We start from the raw sequence: 16,421 nt of genomic DNA on the forward strand, positions 1-16,421 counted from the left end.
GTTATTTATTACTCTAGGTTAAGCATGAAAAAAATAATAAATAATGCCTTAATATCCTATATTTTATGTTTCAGCATTGATTTCTTTCTCTAAATTTTTCGACTGATCTTGTAGTTTATCTTGTTCTTTTTCCAGTTTTTCTTTTTCTTTTTTCAAATCTTTATTCTTCTTCTCTAATTTATCAATATCTTTTTCTAAAGAAGCTTTTTCATCATCTTTACCACAAGCGGTTAATGCAATCGTCGATGCTAATAAGAGTGCTAAACACTTTTTCATATAAATACTCCTTTTTCATACCATTATAATAAACTAATTTTATCATTTTTCTCTATTATCTTCATTATTTACCCTTAAATTTTTAGTCATTATGACTTTACTTACATGATAATCCATATTTAGATTTAATTGTTGCATCCCAACGTTGTGATTGGCCACTGTACTTTCAATTTTTTGAGCGCCTTGTGCTTGTGCCCATGCTTCGACTTCATTTTTAAAACGCGTAGCAATTCCCTGCTTACGAAATGCTTCATTAATATATAGCATTTCTATGGTCACTTTATTATAATCTTTCAAATAGCGCGCCCAAATAAAACCTATAAGTTGTTCCTTCTGTGTTTCAAGCCATATTAAATCTGTATTATATTTAAGCCCATAATTTATCATTTCTTCACGTAGTCCAACAGATAAACGAGTTTTACTATAATCTATATTTTGATTTGCAAGCTCACTTTCATGTATGTCTGCGATTTCAGTAATATATTGCTTTTGTTTAAGTAAAAGTTTCTCCATATTTTCTCCTTTAAAAAGTACTGTTGATTTATAATGTTATATTCGTCATAATAAGCCTTATCATTACATTCTATAAAAAGGACTGCGAAATTCAAATGAAATCTACTGACAAATTAATGCGAGAAAATAATGTGAAAGCTTTGCGATTAAATAATACAGATAGAGATGCTTTCGAAAATTACATGACATACGTCCGATCAGATTTAAGTGTTAACCCTCACGATTCTGAAAAAATGTTGAATCGTATTTTAAATCAATTATTGGAAGCTGAAAAAGAAGGTATACTCGCTATGGATTTCTTCGAACATGATCCTAAGTCACACGCCAAAAATGAGCTCAAAAAATTACCGAATGAAACAATTTTAAATATTTTCAAATACATTATTCAGCATATCTTCTTATTATTTGGTATATTTTGTTTTCTCAAAGGATTTATTGGCTTTTTCATTGGGGCGAAGCGATTATATTTATATTCATTTCCTTTTGTCATACTTATTGGTATTGGTATCATTTTTCTATTTATATGGATGATATTCCGAACTGTTCAAATGCAATGTTTTACAAAATCACATTGGACATGGATATTAACGTATGTCGTCATTTTATTACTATTATACGCAATATTTTATGTATTTTTCATTCCCCAATCATTTTTAGCATTTGGCCCTTATATATTAATAAGTAATTGGTCCTTTATTATAATCTCATTTTTCATTATACCCATCGCTTTATTTATTGATCATCATTATACAAATAAAGATACAAACACATCTTTATAATCTTGGTGTTTGAATAACGATGGCTATTTGATACAACTCCCAGCCTATTAATAAAGTCTGCACCTATTAATGATTATTACTGACTGAGTTTATACGTGCAACTCGCATCCAGTTTCAAAAGTGAAATATTTTAAAATAAAAAGATCTCATCACTATTTCGAATACTAATGATGAGGTCTTAGTGTGCCCATAAAGCCTCAGACTTTGTTAAGTAATAATAAAAGCTTACCTTAAGGAAAAACACATAAAAAAACAAACCAAATGCCTTTATAGCATTTGGTTTGTCTACGTCTGAGACTTTTTATTCTGAGCACAGATAATTCTATCCTATGCGCTTATACCTCTTGTTACTTGATATACATTGTTATTATGGTGCCATGCCTTCTTTTCTTTCCACAGCGATACTGATAAACAAGAATACCAGACCGATTGCAGTCAATATTGGGGCAATTAAGCTTAATGATGCTATCGGTAAGTTCGTCACGACGACACCACCAATAAAGGCGCCTAGTGCATTACCTAAATTAAATGCAGATTGGTTTAATGTACTTGCAAGCGTAGGTGCATCTTTAGAAATAATCGTACTTTTAAATTGTAATGATGGACTCATACTAAAGCCGATTAAACCAAAGAAGAATATACCTGCTACCATAAAGAAACCATTCATTTGTATAAAGTATAATAGTAAGAAGTAAATGATAAAGATAGAAAAAATAATTTGTAATGCTTTATTTAAATTCCAATCCGCAAGTTTACCACCTACGACGTTACCTAATGTAACACCTACACCAAAAATAATTAATAAATATGAAATTAGATTTTCTTGAACATTTGATACATCAGTCAATACTGTAGAAATATAAGTGAAGTATGCAAACACACTACTGAAACCAAATAATGTCACAGCTAAAGTTAACCACAAACGTTTTTCTTTTAAAATTTGTAATTCTTTTTTCATTGATGATTTTATCGTTTCACGTTGCATAGGCACAAAAATAATAATACCTATAAGTGCTAATGTTCCTATAATAGAAATAATGATAAACGTCATCGGCCATCCAAAGTTTTGACCTATTAATGTCCCAAATGGTACACCTAAAATATTACTTAAACTTAATCCCATAAACATTAGCGCCATTGCACTTGCACGTTTCTCTGGCCGCACCATATTCGCAGCTAAAATAGAGCCTATACCAAAGAATGAACCATGAGCTAACGATGTAATAATACGACTCGTCATCATAAATCCATAACTCGTACTAAATGAAGCAGCAAAATTCCCTAATATAAAAATACCCATTAGTGCGAGTAGTAAATATTTTCTATTCCATTTAATTGTCAACATAACTATGATAGGTCCGCCGATTGCAACACCTAATGCATAGCCAGTTATAAGTTGTCCTGCCTGACTTACAGTTACGTCAAAATCCCGTGCAATATTAGGTAATAACCCCATAATTACAAATTCTGTCATACCTATTGCAAACGCACCGATTGCAAGCATCCATATAGCAATTGGATATTTCATTTTGACTCCCTTCCAAATTCTTATTTTTTCACACATTTTGTGATTATACTAAAATTCAGTTACCAAAAACAAGGGTATTGCTTGATTTTCTTCTGTTTTTTAAATTAATTCGCTTACATTCAATTTAAGTGTATTCATTTAATGGATCGCTTTACATCATAATACGACTAAAAAAATAAAAAAGTTAGCAATCGTCAAACGAAAGTTAAAAGTGCTTAGAACACTTAATCACCCTTCTTATGACAATAGCTAACTCGCTAATTTTAATTAATTAGTAATGCATCAATAAAAAACCACACTACCATGATAAACATGATAATTCCTTGCGCAACAGCACTCGCTAAAAACGCTACGATGGACCCAAAACTTGCTTTTAAAGCCTTTGGAAAGTTAGGTTCTTGTATCATTTCAACGATTAGTACCGCAATAAATGGAATAATAATGATTCCAAATGGTGGAAATACAAAGCAACCTACGATTACGCCAATGAGTGCCGCATATTCGCTGAGCTTAGAACCACCAAATTTATTCACAAAATATTTGTTCATGATGAAATCGGCTACTAGAATAAACACGGTGAATAAAATCATTGATATATAGAATATCCATGATAAATTACCATTATGAAATGCGAATTGATAAATTAAAAATCCTATCCATAATACAAGCACTGATGGAATAATAGGTTTAATTAAACCTACAAATGCTAAGATGAATGATGCGATAATTAATATCCATAAAATTATTGTCATTTTTATCTACTCCATACTTTCTTCTGTGAATTTTTGATCTTTCGTAAAGTATATTAATATCATACCTAAAAATATAGCTGTCGCTGATACGAAGAATACATTACCCAAACCTACCCAGTGACTCATAATTCCACCTAATAAATTCCCGCATAACTGACCTATCACCATCGCGTTAGCAAAAAGTGTAGAAGCGTATCCTGGAAAATCTGGTAAAATATCTTGGAAATAACTAATGCCTAAACCAAGTAATATTGCTAAGAAAATAGCTAAAAATACTTGGCCCACAAACATCATCACCAGACTTTCGAATATGCCGATACTAAAGTAAAACAGTCCACCAAACAGTCCGCCTAACATCAGTAAAAAACGCGTCGTTAGTTTCGCTGATAAAACACCTAACACAACCATAAATGGAACTTCTAAACCTGCACATAGACTGGCTAAACCGCCTACATATCCTTCAGATTCATTCAAATATTTAGTCACGAACAATGGCATATTCAATGTATACATCCATTGTCCGATATGTAATAAAATAAAGGCTAAAAATGGAACTAATAATACCTTATCCTGTAACATGTTAGGGGCTTTCACCTCAACGTGAGTCACTTCAGTTGTGGTTTGTTTTGTTTTAATATCTTTAAAAAAGAATACCTGTAACATCAGTGTAAATAAAATAATGGTAACAGTTCCAATAAATAACCCTGCGTAACCATTTACATTTAATAATAAAGCGCCGATTAACGGACCAAATAAAAATCCAAATGAGAACATGGAACGCAATATGGCATTAGCAAACTTCGCTCTATCTCTTGAAGCTGAAGCATTGATAGACTCTCTAGCTGAAGCATACATTTGAGGCATTGCAGGCGCGAAAAACCCTTGAAAAACGGCATACATAACAATAAATATCCATATTTGATGAATATAGAAATAAATAGAAAAACTGACAGCACCCATTAACAGTGCTGTAATAATTATGACTTTCCTATTTATATTGTGTGTATCAGAAAAGCGTGCAACAATCGTATTCATTATAAATTGACTGATTGCTGCTAATGCTAATAACAGACCATATTGTGTAGAAGTCATACCCAAATCATTGGTCGCAAATAAAATGAGATAAGGTACAGTGATTGAAATTCCCATACCTAAAAGCATCATATTAACTACAAATAGTTTGTAGTTCTTAATATGTAATAAAGCACTAAACATATAACAAACCTCTATTCTAATAAATTAGGTATTAATTCTTGTATATCACTTAAATAAGCAATGTATAATTGTTTATGTATTAGCTCTCATTGATGTTATTCAACATATTCCATCATTAAATTAACAAATGATTCTACTTGAGGCAATTGTAGCATGCTAGCATCGTAACTTAAAAATGTAGAGCGAATTAATGGTTTTTCATCTATATTTACACGTCTAAATTCAAACTGATCACGGTCTAGATGCTTCATCATGATTTCAGGTAAAATTGTTACACCGACGCCATTTAACAACACTTCTTTACATGTAGCCACTTGATCAACAGTAATCATAGCATGATAATCTTGACCTATTTGACTCCCATACCACTCTTTAATTTGATTAATATAAATTGGATCTGCTTGAAATTCAATAAAGGGCATTTTATCAACATCATCATAACGGTTCTTAGGATTAATAAAATAGTGTTCATCATTAAATAAATGGGTGTTACTTAAGTTCATCATTTTATTACCACGTATAATCATCACATGATAATCTCTATGGTTTGCTTTAATTTGTTCACTCGAACCTACTTGAACTTGAATTTCTACATTAGGAAATTGGCGTGTAAATAAGTTTAATACTTGCGGTAATAAAGTTTGTCCGATTAATGAAGAACAGCCGATTGAAATCGTACCATTGACTTCGCCAATATGCGCTTGCATTTTATCTAAAAATAAGCGCTCTTTGTTCAGCATATCTCTTGCATGCTCTATAATCATAGAACCTTCTGTTGTGGTAATCAATTGTTTCTTAGTACGTATAAAAACATTTACACCAAAAGCATTTTCAATTGATTTTAAACGTTGTGTTACTGCAGGTTGTGAAATATATAATATTTCTGCTGCTTTCCTTAGTGTTCTTGTTTCATCTAAAGTGGTTAACAAGCGATAATCGTCAATCTTCATATTATCCCCCTATATTTTAAAAGCACTTTTAATCACTTCATTTATTGATTATTATTCATTTTTACAAAACATTTCATATTATAATTTCAATTTTAAAATGATATACCTTCTTTAACATTTATCATCTAGCAGTGTCACTATAACATGATTCACATAATACTCATACACCGATTCACAATCCCTGTATCATTCAATTATATAGGTACATATTAGTTTAATGTTCTGGCTCTGAGTCGCGCTGCGTTGAATGATTTTGGTTTTGATTGTCACTTTGTTGATTGTGGTTTTCACTTTTAATATGCTTACTTGGATGTTTATGGACTTGTGGATTGTACGGTTTATGTTTGTTCTGTTTATGTTTATGCTTTTGCTCATTATGCTTGGTTTTACCATGTAATGGTAGGTTTTGATTTTTTGATTTTTGTTTAATCTTGTAATAACAATACATAATTTTATCTTTCATAGTTGAAAAATCATCTTCAATTTTTATCATTAATTGATGTGCAATAATATATGCTTCATGATATTGCTTTTTAGTAATTTGTCCTTGATCTAAGGCACGCTGTAAATCGTCTTCATCTACAAGTTCATATTCTCCATTTGGCAATACAAGTACGTCTAAACATAAATCTATTGTACGTGCGTTTCCTTTTTGTGTAACATTCTTAATATTTATATCAAAGTAATATTCTAATGGGTTGCCCTTGTCATCTAGCATCACTGTAATGCTATATCGTTTTTTTTCGGGCAAGATTTGTAGCCATTGATAGTTATCATCCGCAACAACAATATCTTGGCCCACCACTGTCACCTCTAATGGTTCGCGTACTTTTTTCATCGTCACTAAACCAATAATACCCTTGAACTTGTTGTTGTTTACTTTGACTTCTGTATACTCTTTGTCAATGATACGACGCCAGTGACGCTTATCAATATATTTTACTTTCACTGTCACCAACTCCTTGTCATTATTATATAAAACTGTTTACTTTATGTCATCTTATGGATTATACTGAACGTCTTCCATTTTGTATCACGAATTTAATTATTATTATTGTACTATATTTCATAGTGTAAAAGCGAAATTGACAATTATAATAAAGTTTGATAGATTTTATCTATATTTTTCTGAAAATTCTATAAATAAAGGAGATAGTAACATGGCAGTCATCCAAAGACCTTTTAGAGCGGATCATGTCGGCAGTTTATTAAGACCACAGCGCCTAAAAGATGCACGTAAAGATTATCAAAACGAAGTCATCGATGCACAAGCATTACGAGACATCGAGGACGAAGAAATTGAGCACATCATAGAGAAACAACTGGAAGTAGGTTTACATAGTATCACTGATGGTGAATTTCGCAGAAGCTGGTGGCATTTTGATTTCTTAGAAAATTTAGATGGCGTCAAAGGCTATACTTCTGATCGTGGTTTAGTATTTGAAGGCGTTGAGACAAGAAATCATAATGTTAAAGTTGAAAGTAAAGTCGCTTTCAACCCAAACCATCCACATTTTGAACACTTCAAATTTTTGTATGACAAAGTTAACGGACGTGCAACAGCAAAAGTATCTATCCCAAGTCCAAATCAACTGTTCCATCCAAATATCTTAAATAAAGACATCTATCCAGATATCGAAGCTTATGCACACGATGTGGCCCAGGCCTATCGTGAAAGTTTACTCGAATTTTATGAATTAGGCGCTCGTTACATTCAATTAGATGATGTTTATTGGGCTAACCTAACTTCTGGTTCTCAAAAAACACGTGGACGTGATCGTACTGAAGCAGACAAAGAAGCAGCCCGTCAACTTGCATATCGCGTTGTAAATGAAGCAGTCCAAGATTTACCAGAAGACCTACTAATCACTACACATATTTGTCGTGGTAATTATCAATCTACTTGGGCAATTTCAGGTGGCTATGAGCCAGTCGCACCTTATTTATTCAAAGAAAATTTAGGTGGTTTTTTCTTAGAATATGATGATAATCGTTCTGGTGATTTTGAGCCATTACGCTTCTTCCCTAAAGAAAATTCAGCAGCTGTATTAGGTCTTTTCACTTCAAAAACAGGAGACTTAGAAGATAAATCTGCTATCCTTGCACGTATTAAAGAAGCTCAACAATATGTTGATTTAGATCAAATTTGTTTAAGTCCACAATGTGGCTTTGCTTCAACAGAAGAAGGCAATAAATTGACCGAAGATGAGCAATGGAAAAAACTAGCTTACGTTGTAGAAATTGCAAACGAAGTCTTTGGAACAGCAAAATAAACATACTTCACTGTATTAATATTAAAATTGAGAGGCCTATCAGATTTTTAAATCTGACAGGCCTTTATTGATATCCGAATTTTTTAAATTAAAAAGCAATTAATTTCTAGCTATATCATTTTCGGATAAAGCATAACACCCATGAATATCTTTTAAACTTGGAAATTGATTATTTAACCATTCTTTACTAAGTAGTTCAAAATGTTCAAATTCAAATGCAGGTTGGCACATACAACCAACAAGTGCGTAACCATTTTCACCTTCAATTGAAGAAGCGAAAATGGTTCCTTTTGGAACCACATATTGTAAAACATCACCTGCTACAAGGTCTTTGCCTATTGTCACACTTTGATAATGTCCATCTGGATGGATCATATGCACTGTTAGAGAATCTCCAGCGTGATAATACCATATTTCATCAGCATCAATCCGATGAAAATGAGATATATTGTCATGTGTCAACAAGAAATAAATACTTGAATATGCTGCTCTTTCATTTAGATAATTTGAATTCGCTTTGATAACCTCTTTATAATAGCCACCTTCTGGATGGGGCTGTAAATCTAATTGGTTAAGCCAATACTGAATATTTTTGTCCATATTACTTTAAATCCACATTATGGAAAACGTTTTGAACATCTTCTAAATCTTCTAAAGCATCAACTAATGTTTCAAAAACATCTTGATCTTCTTCAGATAATTCGATATCAGATTGTGGCAACATCTCAAATTCAGCGACCTTAAATTCTTCAACACCTGTTTCACGTAAAGCATCTTGAACTTGAGCAAATTGAGCTGGCTCAGCGTAAATAATAGTTAACCCATTTTCTTCGATGACGTCTCTCACATCGATATCTTTTTCCATCAACGCCTCTAACGTATCATCTGCTGATTTACCTTCAATACCAAACACAGCCGTATGATCAAACATATACGCAACTGAGCCAGAAACACCCATATTACCACCATTTTTACCAAAAGCTGCACGTACATCAGAAGCAGTTCTATTCACATTTTCTGTTAATGCGTCTACGATAATCATTGAACCATTTGGTCCAAAACCTTCATATCTTAATTCAACGTAGTTTTCTTCACTTGCTCCCTTAGCCTTTTCTATCGCTCGATCAATAATATGATTCGGTACAGAATAAGTCTTAGCTCTTTCTAAGGTTAATCTTAGCGCCTGATTTGATTCCGGGTCTGGTTCCCCTGATTTAGCGGCTACATAAATTTCTTTACCGAATTTAGCATAAATCCGACTTGTATTTTTGTCCTTTTGAGCTTTTTTCTCTTTAATATTATTCCATTTACGTCCCATACGTTCATCACACTTTCTCGAAAAATATTTTTATTAACATGATATATTATACAATAATTTCGCTCTATTACATAGAACCACGTATATAAACAACAAATAACTGTACCTTATATTTTATATAATAAATAAGACTAGTCATACACAATAGAATTTTATGTGTGCCACTAGTCTTTTAAATCAACTTAAAATATGAATCAATAAGGGACATTTCTTTACTTGATTCATAAATTTATTCAGTATATGCTTCAATTTCATCTAATAATGCTTTGTAATGTGCTGCGTTTTTTTCGTTCATTAATAAATATACTTTACGTTCATCTTCTGTTGAACGTATCTTGCCCACTCTATCTTGATCAATCAAACGACGAATTGAAGCAAGCACTTTGGTTCTACTCAACTCCAATTCCACAGTAGCCATTTTTAAAAATGGCTGCATCAACATATGTTCTTCACTACAATTTTGCTGTATCAGTTCTAAAACTGCTACATCATTTATTGTCAGTTTATATTTTTGTTCTATGTAATGCGTTAAACTTTTATATTTTTTATAAACATTTAAAAATTGAGCCTTTTTCTCTTCATTCATTGCTATCACACCTCCAAATGAAATTATGATGAATGTTTCTAATACCTACTAAAGTAACACTGTTTTATTTTTGTACTTTTCATTTCAATCAATACACTTTTTATTAACTTAACTAAATTATAATAAACACTAATTAGATTACTCTTTTTAAATAGTGCCATCACTAAATATTCGCTGTATATAAAAGTACACCCTTAAAGTTTAATACCAAAATCTACTTTAAGGGTGTTAACATGTTAAATAATTAACTATCAAAAACAAGTACTTTATTGATAGTATTTTCACACTTTATTTTCTAAATTTATTCGCTAGTCTTAAAACGTATTTTATAATGTGTAATAAGTTGATGAATAAATTAAAACCCATTTCTCTTGGTGAGTATTGTCCCCGTTTCATACGGTTAAAGTCATATAATGTGTAAAGAAGGAACAATAATAGACCTACCACAGTAATAATCGTGTGGAACAATGAATTTTGAATAAACATACCAATCAAGCTTGCAACAATTAGCGCTACTAATGTTACAAATAAATATTTACCCATACTTGCGGCATTACCAATTACAAAAAAGCCTATAATACCGAACACCATAAACCCTGCAATGGCAAGAATCACATTTTTATAGAATACTTCAGGTCCTAAATTTTGCATATATGTCGTAAATGTTGCGAATGATAGCAATCCTATTACAATTGCATATATGTGAGAAATTACTAAACCATATTTACGAGCTCTGTTAAAAATAACAGTGATAAGAACTAAACCAAGTAATACGAATGATAAAGGTCTTCTCCATTCCAATGGCAAGTATTGTCCAAAGTAACAACCAATGCCAAAAATAATCCAGTAATAGACAAAAAAGAGCCATACTTTTCCATAGGCATGAGACTTAGACTTATCTTTAGACTGTTGTTTATGCTTATTTATATGTTGCGCTGTTTCAGCCAATTGATTCACTCCTTAACTATAAAAATAATATTTAAATACTTAAATATTATACTAACATTAATAACCTTTCAATCAACGTAATACTTTAACTTTCACTATTTCAAACAATACCAAACATAATTCTTATAATTTTCCAAAATATCTTTAGCTGAGTCTATTTATTTATAATTATAATCAACTCAATTGTTACAAATACGAAAAAATTAAATACTTTTTTATCTCGTTAACGTCTTACAAACCGCATAATAGACGCTTTGAGGGACTTAGTCCTTTCTGCCCTCAAATGTTAATAATATTACATCTTTATAACAATACCCACAAAACAGCTGATTTTTGATAGTATGGAACGTGAATTTAGATTAAATAAACTATCGTATATATTTAAATATCTGTTTTTGGGATATATAAGAATTGAAGGAGGAGTTCTTTTGAAAAAGTTAGCATTTGCAGTAACAGCTGTTTCAGGGGCTGCAGCGGTTATTTCTAATCATGAAGCCGATGCATCAACACAACACACAGTGAAATCTGGTGAGTCACTTTGGACAATTTCACAACAATACGGTGTATCAGTAGATGAAATCAAACAAAGTAATGATATCAATAATAATATTGTATTTCCGGGACAAGTTATTGAAATTGGTGGAAGTGGTTCACAAGAGCAAGGCGCAAGTTCAAATTCTTCTTCACAATCATCTGGCGGCTCAACGCATACTGTAGAATCTGGTGAGTCACTAAACACAATTGCCAACAATTATGGTGTTTCAGTAGATGAACTTATATCAGCAAACAATTTGAGCGGATATATAATCTATCCAAATCAAACATTAACAATTCCAGGGGCAACAGGTGGTTCTGGCGGTTCTGGTGGTACAACAACAACAGACCCAAATACAGGTAGTTCATCAGCAAGTGATGCTAATCTATACGATTGGGGTCAATGTACATGGCACGTATTCAATCGTAGAGCTGAGACTGGTAAACCAATTAGCACATATTGGTGGAACGCTGATCATTGGGCAAACAATGCAGCAACAGATGGTTATACTGTAAATAATACACCAAGCGTTGGTTCAATTATGCAAAATTACGAAGGACCTATCGGTCACGTAGCCTATGTAGAACAAGTTAATCCAGATGGTAGTATTTTAATTTCAGAAATGAATTATAATACAGCACCAGGGACAGTGGATTATCGTACAATCCCAGCTTCACAAGCTTCAAGCTATAATTATATTCACTAATTCATGAATTTCATATTGAATAAAAAGCAGTTAGACTTCTCTTTAGAAATCTAACTGCTTTTATTTTGAATTCTTTTAAACAAGATTTCATATAATATCATTCATAAGCGCACTCAGTCGTCTTATGGACGTATAAATACCTTTACTGCCTAATTATCTAACATTTCTTATTAAATGCTCATGACAAAGCCACTCATGTCTATAAATAAAAGAACACCAAATTATAAGAAAAAATAATAATTTGGTGTTCTTATTTTTAAGAATAGACAATCACGTCAAACACTTTATATATCAAACGCTAATTACGCTATAACATAACTACTTATAGGAAGATATTCATAACGAAATAAACAAGGGCCGCAACAATTGCAGAAATCGGCATTGTGATAACCCATGTAACAATCATACGTTGAGCAGTATTCCATTTCACGCCTTTAATACGATTAGATGAACCTACACCTAGAATAGATGAAGAAACAACATGCGTCGTCGATAACGGAAAATGTAATGAAGATGCTACAAAGATTGTTAAAGCTGATGATAAATCTGCCGCAGCACCATTAGCCGGACGAATTTTCATTATATTGCCACCAACTGTTTTAATGATTTTCCAACCACCTACAGCTGTCCCTATGCCCATAGCAGTGGCACAGGCAATTTTTACCCACAATTGTGGTTCAACAGTACCACTTGGTTGTAAGTTTGCTACGATTAAAGCTAATGTAATAATCCCCATTGATTTTTGAGCATCGTTGGTACCATGTGAGAACGATTGTAACGACGCTGTGAAAATTTGGAAGAATCTAAAGTTTCTATTTGATTTTGTTAAGTTTGCATTTTTAAATACAACTTTAACAATTGAATACATAATGAAACCTACACAAAAAGCAATTACTGGTGATATAAGTAATACAGCAATAATTTTTGTGAAACCTTCATAGTGTAATACTGCAAATGACCCCTGAGATGCGATAGCTGCACCTGCAATGGAACCAATTAAAGCATGAGAAGATGAACTCGGTATACCATAGAACCAAGTAAGCAAGTTCCAAAAAATGGCTGCAATGATCGCTGATAGCACAACAACAAGCCCATTTTCTAATTTAAATGGGTCTACAATATCTTTAGTTATTGTACCTGCAACTCCTGTAAAAGCTAATGCGCCAATAAAGTTCATAACTGATGCTAATATAATAGCAGTTCTAGGCGTTAATGCACGGGTTGAAACAGCAGTAGCGACAGCATTGGCTGTATCATGAAAACCATTGATAAAGTCAAAGATAAGTGAAAAAATAATAATAGCTACTGTGATGATTAAAATATATTCCATTAGTTAGGACTCCTTAGCTATTTTTCATAATTATAGTTTCAAAGTTATTCGCTACAGCTTGACATTTATCTGCAATTTCTTCCATGCTTTCATAAATTTCTTTTATTTTAATAAGCGTTATTGGATCTGTTTCACTGTTAAAAATATGTTTGATTGATTGACGTAAAATACCATCACAATTTGTTTCAAATTCTTTAATATTAATAGAATGAATACGCATATGAGACAATTTTTTATCAACAAGTAAACCAACAGCTAATTTCATTTCTGCAATAGCTTTTTGGATATTATCAACAAATTCAGCCATATATTCATCTGTATACTCAATTGAATACATTTCAAACATCGCTGACGTTTCTTCTATTGCATCTAAAACATCATCAATTGCATTACATAATGAAAGGATATCCTCACGTTCAATTGGTGTGATGAAGGTTTGGTTTAAATCTGAAATCACTTGATGCATTAATTCGTCACCGTGTGATTCATATTTTTTAATATTGTCTGAATAAGCTTTCAGATCTAAGTGCGTATTAAAATCCATTTTCCCAAACTCAATTGCCGCTCGATCTAAATTAAAGACCATTTCTTCAAGTTGCACCATGAACTTATCTTTTTTCTTGTTAAACATCCAAAAAATCCTCCATTTACAGCGACTGTTTCCAATCAACTTCAATAAATTTAAAAAATCAAAACTCTTTTAAGACAAATTAAAATTGGCAAGATTTACAATTCACTCATCTTTTCATTACTTAATGTGTCCTTAACTTCAAGGAAATGAGTCTTTGCTTCTATACCGGTTAAAAAATCTCACAAATGTTGATTTGTCCTTATATGAAAATAGCACAAAATTTACAATTACACAATTAAATTTACAATATCTTAACATTACAAATTTGTTGAATCAACAGCTTTATCCAATTTATATTTTCATAAAAAAATAATATAGCTCAAATTTCAAATTAATAAACTTCATAATTAAAAATGCTTTGAAATCACAGCAGATTTCAAAGCTTTTCAGATAATCTTGCAACAAATTCATTTTGATTAGGAAACATAAATGTAGCCTTTGTTCCAATTTGTTCTTCTGAAGTGATATCCACTTGGATTCCTAATTTGTCTTTTACGTTACCTACTAAGTATAAACCAATGCCCGATGAAGTGGTCTCATTACGATAAGCAGTGGAAGTAAATCCTTTATCGTAAATTCTTGGCAAATCTTTTTTACTAATACCTCTACCTTCATCTATAATTTCAAGTGTTACATGATTATTAATTATATGGGCTTTAATATGAATCGTACTATCTTCACTATATTTGATGGCATTAGATAAAATTTGCCTTATCATCATCCGGCACCATTTTGTATCTGTATAGATATCATAGTCTACTTCAAAGACAAGATCATAATCAATACCTTTAGATTGACTAATATACCTTGTGATTTGTATTTCTTCTATAATAAGACGTTTTAATGCTACATGCTCAAAGTATAAATCATTATTTTGAAACTCTAATCTCGTCAAAAATAATTGTCTATCTAACATTCCATTGATTCTCGACCACTCATAAAACAAAGCATACTTTCGATCTATGTCTTGCTCTTTTTCGATAAGTAGCTTCATCGCTGTTACTGGTGTCTTAATATCATGCACAAAATCAGTTAATGACGCTTCAGTTGTTTGAATTTGTTTTTTCTGACTGGTAACTAACATTTTCTGACTGGTAATTTGATTATATAAATAATTTACCATCTCTTGTTGGAACGGTGTATCAGCAAGTGATTTATGCTTTAGTTCTTCAGGCTCGATATTATTGTACAAGTGTTTGAAAAACTTTACTTCCTTTATATACGTATATAACAAAAAAATAACTGAGATTCCTAAATTCAAAATAATAATATAAAAAATACTACTTACACTGATATTATAATCTAAATACGCAATAAATAGAAAAATAAAATGTAATAATATTAGCCAAAGTATCCAATTTAAACGAGAACGAAGAAAGATAAGTAACCATCTAATGTTAGCCATGCGCCATATACCCTTTGCCTATTTTAGTTTCAATCGCATCATTCATATCAATATCAGCTAATTTTTTCCTTAAACGATTCACATTAACAGTTAACGTATTATCGCTTACAAATGCTTCATCATCCCACAATGCTGTAATTAAAGTATCTCTAGTAACAATTTGATTTTGCTTTTTCACTAGCATTTCTAAAATAATCATTTCAGTCTTAGATAAATAAATTTGGGCATCACCTTTACTAATGCTATCTTTAGACAAATCTAAAGTTGTTTTCCGCCAAGACAATACACGCTTCTCCTCAATACTGAATTGATAGACGCGCCTATATATAGCTTGTAGTTTTGCAATAAGTACATTCGTATTAAATGGTTTTTGGACATAGTCATCTGCGCCCAATTCCATACTCATAACTTGATCCATCGGATTATCCCGTGAAGACAAAAATAGAATAGGTATATTGGAGACCTCTCTAATTTTTCGAGTCCAATAAAAACCATCATACTTAGGCAATTTAACATCCATAATTACAATTGCAGCATTCACTTCTTCAAACTTTGACATAACATCATTAAAATCACTGATGCCATACACTTGAAAGTCCCATTGTTCTAATTCTTCACTCAGTTCTTTAAATAATGTCATATCATCTTCTACTAATAAAATGTCCACATAATCACC

At 31.8% G+C, this 16,421-nt stretch carries 18 protein-coding genes; 3 read left to right on the forward strand and 15 right to left on the reverse strand.

All coding sequences use genetic code 11. From position 1 onward, the window contains the following. Positions 1-63: 63 nt before the first annotated feature. On the reverse strand, positions 64-276 hold the full coding sequence (locus ACA31_RS08560; RefSeq protein WP_057512910.1) for an SA0632 family lipoprotein: 213 nt from the start codon (positions 274-276) through the stop codon (positions 64-66). Positions 277-318: 42 nt separating this feature from the next. Beyond that, the gene (locus ACA31_RS08565; RefSeq protein WP_057512911.1) at positions 319-789 is read right to left on the reverse strand and encodes a GNAT family N-acetyltransferase; all 471 of its coding nucleotides are present in this window, start codon (positions 787-789) and stop codon (positions 319-321) included. A 95-nt stretch (positions 790-884) separates the two neighbouring features. On the opposite strand from ACA31_RS08565, the gene ACA31_RS08570 reads away from it, so the two are divergent. Further along, positions 885-1,568, forward strand: a complete 684-nt coding sequence (locus ACA31_RS08570; protein ID WP_057512912.1) for a DUF1129 family protein — start codon at positions 885-887, stop codon at positions 1,566-1,568. 367 nt (positions 1,569-1,935) lie between these two features. Here ACA31_RS08570 and ACA31_RS08575 read toward each other — a convergent pair whose 3' ends face one another. The 5 genes from ACA31_RS08575 to ACA31_RS08595 all read right to left on the reverse strand — a co-directional run bounded on the left by ACA31_RS08575 (position 1,936) and on the right by ACA31_RS08595 (position 6,962). Beyond that, the gene (locus ACA31_RS08575; protein WP_057512913.1) at positions 1,936-3,096 is read right to left on the reverse strand and encodes an MFS transporter; all 1,161 of its coding nucleotides are present in this window, start codon (positions 3,094-3,096) and stop codon (positions 1,936-1,938) included. Between the two features lie 263 nt (positions 3,097-3,359). Further along, positions 3,360-3,848 (reverse strand): DUF456 domain-containing protein, encoded by a 489-nt coding sequence (locus ACA31_RS08580; RefSeq protein WP_057512914.1) that lies wholly within the window; start codon positions 3,846-3,848, stop codon positions 3,360-3,362. Between the two features lie 6 nt (positions 3,849-3,854). After that, positions 3,855-5,063 carry a sugar efflux transporter gene (locus tag ACA31_RS08585; RefSeq protein ID WP_057512915.1) on the reverse strand — a complete coding sequence of 403 codons (1,209 nt, stop codon included), beginning with the start codon at positions 5,061-5,063 and terminating at the stop codon, positions 3,855-3,857. Between the two features lie 95 nt (positions 5,064-5,158). After that, positions 5,159-6,013 carry a LysR family transcriptional regulator gene (locus tag ACA31_RS08590; RefSeq protein WP_057512916.1) on the reverse strand — a complete coding sequence of 285 codons (855 nt, stop codon included), beginning with the start codon at positions 6,011-6,013 and terminating at the stop codon, positions 5,159-5,161. A 214-nt stretch (positions 6,014-6,227) separates the two neighbouring features. Beyond that, a complete protein-coding gene (locus ACA31_RS08595; RefSeq protein WP_057512917.1) occupies positions 6,228-6,962 on the reverse strand; it encodes a DUF402 domain-containing protein in 735 nt (244 codons plus the stop codon). A 211-nt stretch (positions 6,963-7,173) separates the two neighbouring features. Here ACA31_RS08595 and ACA31_RS08600 point away from each other — a divergent pair, with 211 nt between their 5' ends. Further along, entirely contained in the window at positions 7,174-8,286 is a 1,113-nt protein-coding gene (locus tag ACA31_RS08600) for a 5-methyltetrahydropteroyltriglutamate--homocysteine S-methyltransferase (protein ID WP_057512918.1), read from the forward strand. A 99-nt stretch (positions 8,287-8,385) separates the two neighbouring features. Here the strand turns inward: ACA31_RS08600 and ACA31_RS08605 are convergent, their stop codons facing one another. The 4 genes from ACA31_RS08605 to ACA31_RS08620 all read right to left on the reverse strand — a co-directional run bounded on the left by ACA31_RS08605 (position 8,386) and on the right by ACA31_RS08620 (position 11,138). Then, positions 8,386-8,886 carry a cupin domain-containing protein gene (locus tag ACA31_RS08605; RefSeq protein WP_057512919.1) on the reverse strand — a complete coding sequence of 167 codons (501 nt, stop codon included), beginning with the start codon at positions 8,884-8,886 and terminating at the stop codon, positions 8,386-8,388. A 1-nt stretch (position 8,887) separates the two neighbouring features. After that, on the reverse strand, positions 8,888-9,604 hold the full coding sequence (locus ACA31_RS08610) for a YebC/PmpR family DNA-binding transcriptional regulator (protein WP_057512920.1): 717 nt from the start codon (positions 9,602-9,604) through the stop codon (positions 8,888-8,890). A gap of 229 nt (positions 9,605-9,833) precedes the next feature. After that, the gene (locus tag ACA31_RS08615; protein ID WP_057512921.1) at positions 9,834-10,190 is read right to left on the reverse strand and encodes a transcriptional regulator, SarA/Rot family; all 357 of its coding nucleotides are present in this window, start codon (positions 10,188-10,190) and stop codon (positions 9,834-9,836) included. A gap of 288 nt (positions 10,191-10,478) precedes the next feature. Beyond that, positions 10,479-11,138 (reverse strand): Bax inhibitor-1/YccA family protein, encoded by a 660-nt coding sequence (locus tag ACA31_RS08620; protein ID WP_057512922.1) that lies wholly within the window; start codon positions 11,136-11,138, stop codon positions 10,479-10,481. Positions 11,139-11,566: 428 nt separating this feature from the next. Here ACA31_RS08620 and ACA31_RS08625 point away from each other — a divergent pair, with 428 nt between their 5' ends. Then, positions 11,567-12,379 (forward strand): LysM peptidoglycan-binding domain-containing protein, encoded by an 813-nt coding sequence (locus ACA31_RS08625; protein WP_057512923.1) that lies wholly within the window; start codon positions 11,567-11,569, stop codon positions 12,377-12,379. A 322-nt stretch (positions 12,380-12,701) separates the two neighbouring features. Here ACA31_RS08625 and ACA31_RS08630 read toward each other — a convergent pair whose 3' ends face one another. The 4 genes from ACA31_RS08630 to ACA31_RS08645 form a co-directional block, all read right to left on the reverse strand. Beyond that, positions 12,702-13,709, reverse strand: coding sequence for an inorganic phosphate transporter (locus ACA31_RS08630; RefSeq protein WP_057512924.1), 1,008 nt, complete (start codon positions 13,707-13,709; stop codon positions 12,702-12,704). Between the two features lie 13 nt (positions 13,710-13,722). Then, positions 13,723-14,340 (reverse strand): DUF47 domain-containing protein, encoded by a 618-nt coding sequence (locus tag ACA31_RS08635; RefSeq protein WP_002508370.1) that lies wholly within the window; start codon positions 14,338-14,340, stop codon positions 13,723-13,725. A 376-nt stretch (positions 14,341-14,716) separates the two neighbouring features. Continuing rightward, positions 14,717-15,745: a sensor histidine kinase gene (locus ACA31_RS08640; RefSeq protein ID WP_057512925.1), complete on the reverse strand. Its 1,029-nt coding sequence runs from the start codon at positions 15,743-15,745 to the stop codon at positions 14,717-14,719. Next, a complete protein-coding gene (locus tag ACA31_RS08645) occupies positions 15,738-16,412 on the reverse strand; it encodes a response regulator transcription factor (RefSeq protein ID WP_057512926.1) in 675 nt (224 codons plus the stop codon). The genes ACA31_RS08640 and ACA31_RS08645 overlap by 8 nt, the downstream gene beginning before the upstream one ends. Positions 16,413-16,421: the final 9 nt, after the last annotated feature.

The sequence above is a fragment of the Staphylococcus sp. NAM3COL9 genome (genome assembly GCF_001431205.1).
GTDB lineage: Bacteria > Bacillota > Bacilli > Staphylococcales > Staphylococcaceae > Staphylococcus.

Bases quoted from the DNA above. Each gene is read 5' to 3' on its own strand.
- ACA31_RS08605 (WP_057512919.1), bottom strand. From the start codon at position 8,886: ATGGACAAAAATATTCAGTATTGGCTTAACCAATTAGATTTACAGCCC.
- ACA31_RS08615 (WP_057512921.1), bottom strand. From the start codon at position 10,190: ATGAATGAAGAGAAAAAGGCTCAATTTTTAAATGTTTATAAAAAATAT.
- ACA31_RS08585 (WP_057512915.1), bottom strand. From the start codon at position 5,063: ATGTTTAGTGCTTTATTACATATTAAGAACTACAAACTATTTGTAGTT.
- ACA31_RS08600 (WP_057512918.1), top strand. From the start codon at position 7,174: ATGGCAGTCATCCAAAGACCTTTTAGAGCGGATCATGTCGGCAGTTTA.
- ACA31_RS08565 (WP_057512911.1), bottom strand. From the start codon at position 789: ATGGAGAAACTTTTACTTAAACAAAAGCAATATATTACTGAAATCGCA.
- ACA31_RS08560 (WP_057512910.1), bottom strand. From the start codon at position 276: ATGAAAAAGTGTTTAGCACTCTTATTAGCATCGACGATTGCATTAACC.
- ACA31_RS08635 (WP_002508370.1), bottom strand. From the start codon at position 14,340: ATGTTTAACAAGAAAAAAGATAAGTTCATGGTGCAACTTGAAGAAATG.
- ACA31_RS08630 (WP_057512924.1), bottom strand. From the start codon at position 13,709: ATGGAATATATTTTAATCATCACAGTAGCTATTATTATTTTTTCACTT.
- ACA31_RS08640 (WP_057512925.1), bottom strand. From the start codon at position 15,745: ATGGCTAACATTAGATGGTTACTTATCTTTCTTCGTTCTCGTTTAAAT.
- ACA31_RS08610 (WP_057512920.1), bottom strand. From the start codon at position 9,604: ATGGGACGTAAATGGAATAATATTAAAGAGAAAAAAGCTCAAAAGGAC.
- ACA31_RS08575 (WP_057512913.1), bottom strand. From the start codon at position 3,096: ATGAAATATCCAATTGCTATATGGATGCTTGCAATCGGTGCGTTTGCA.
- ACA31_RS08570 (WP_057512912.1), top strand. From the start codon at position 885: ATGAAATCTACTGACAAATTAATGCGAGAAAATAATGTGAAAGCTTTG.
- ACA31_RS08590 (WP_057512916.1), bottom strand. From the start codon at position 6,013: ATGAAGATTGACGATTATCGCTTGTTAACCACTTTAGATGAAACAAGA.
- ACA31_RS08580 (WP_057512914.1), bottom strand. From the start codon at position 3,848: ATGACAATAATTTTATGGATATTAATTATCGCATCATTCATCTTAGCA.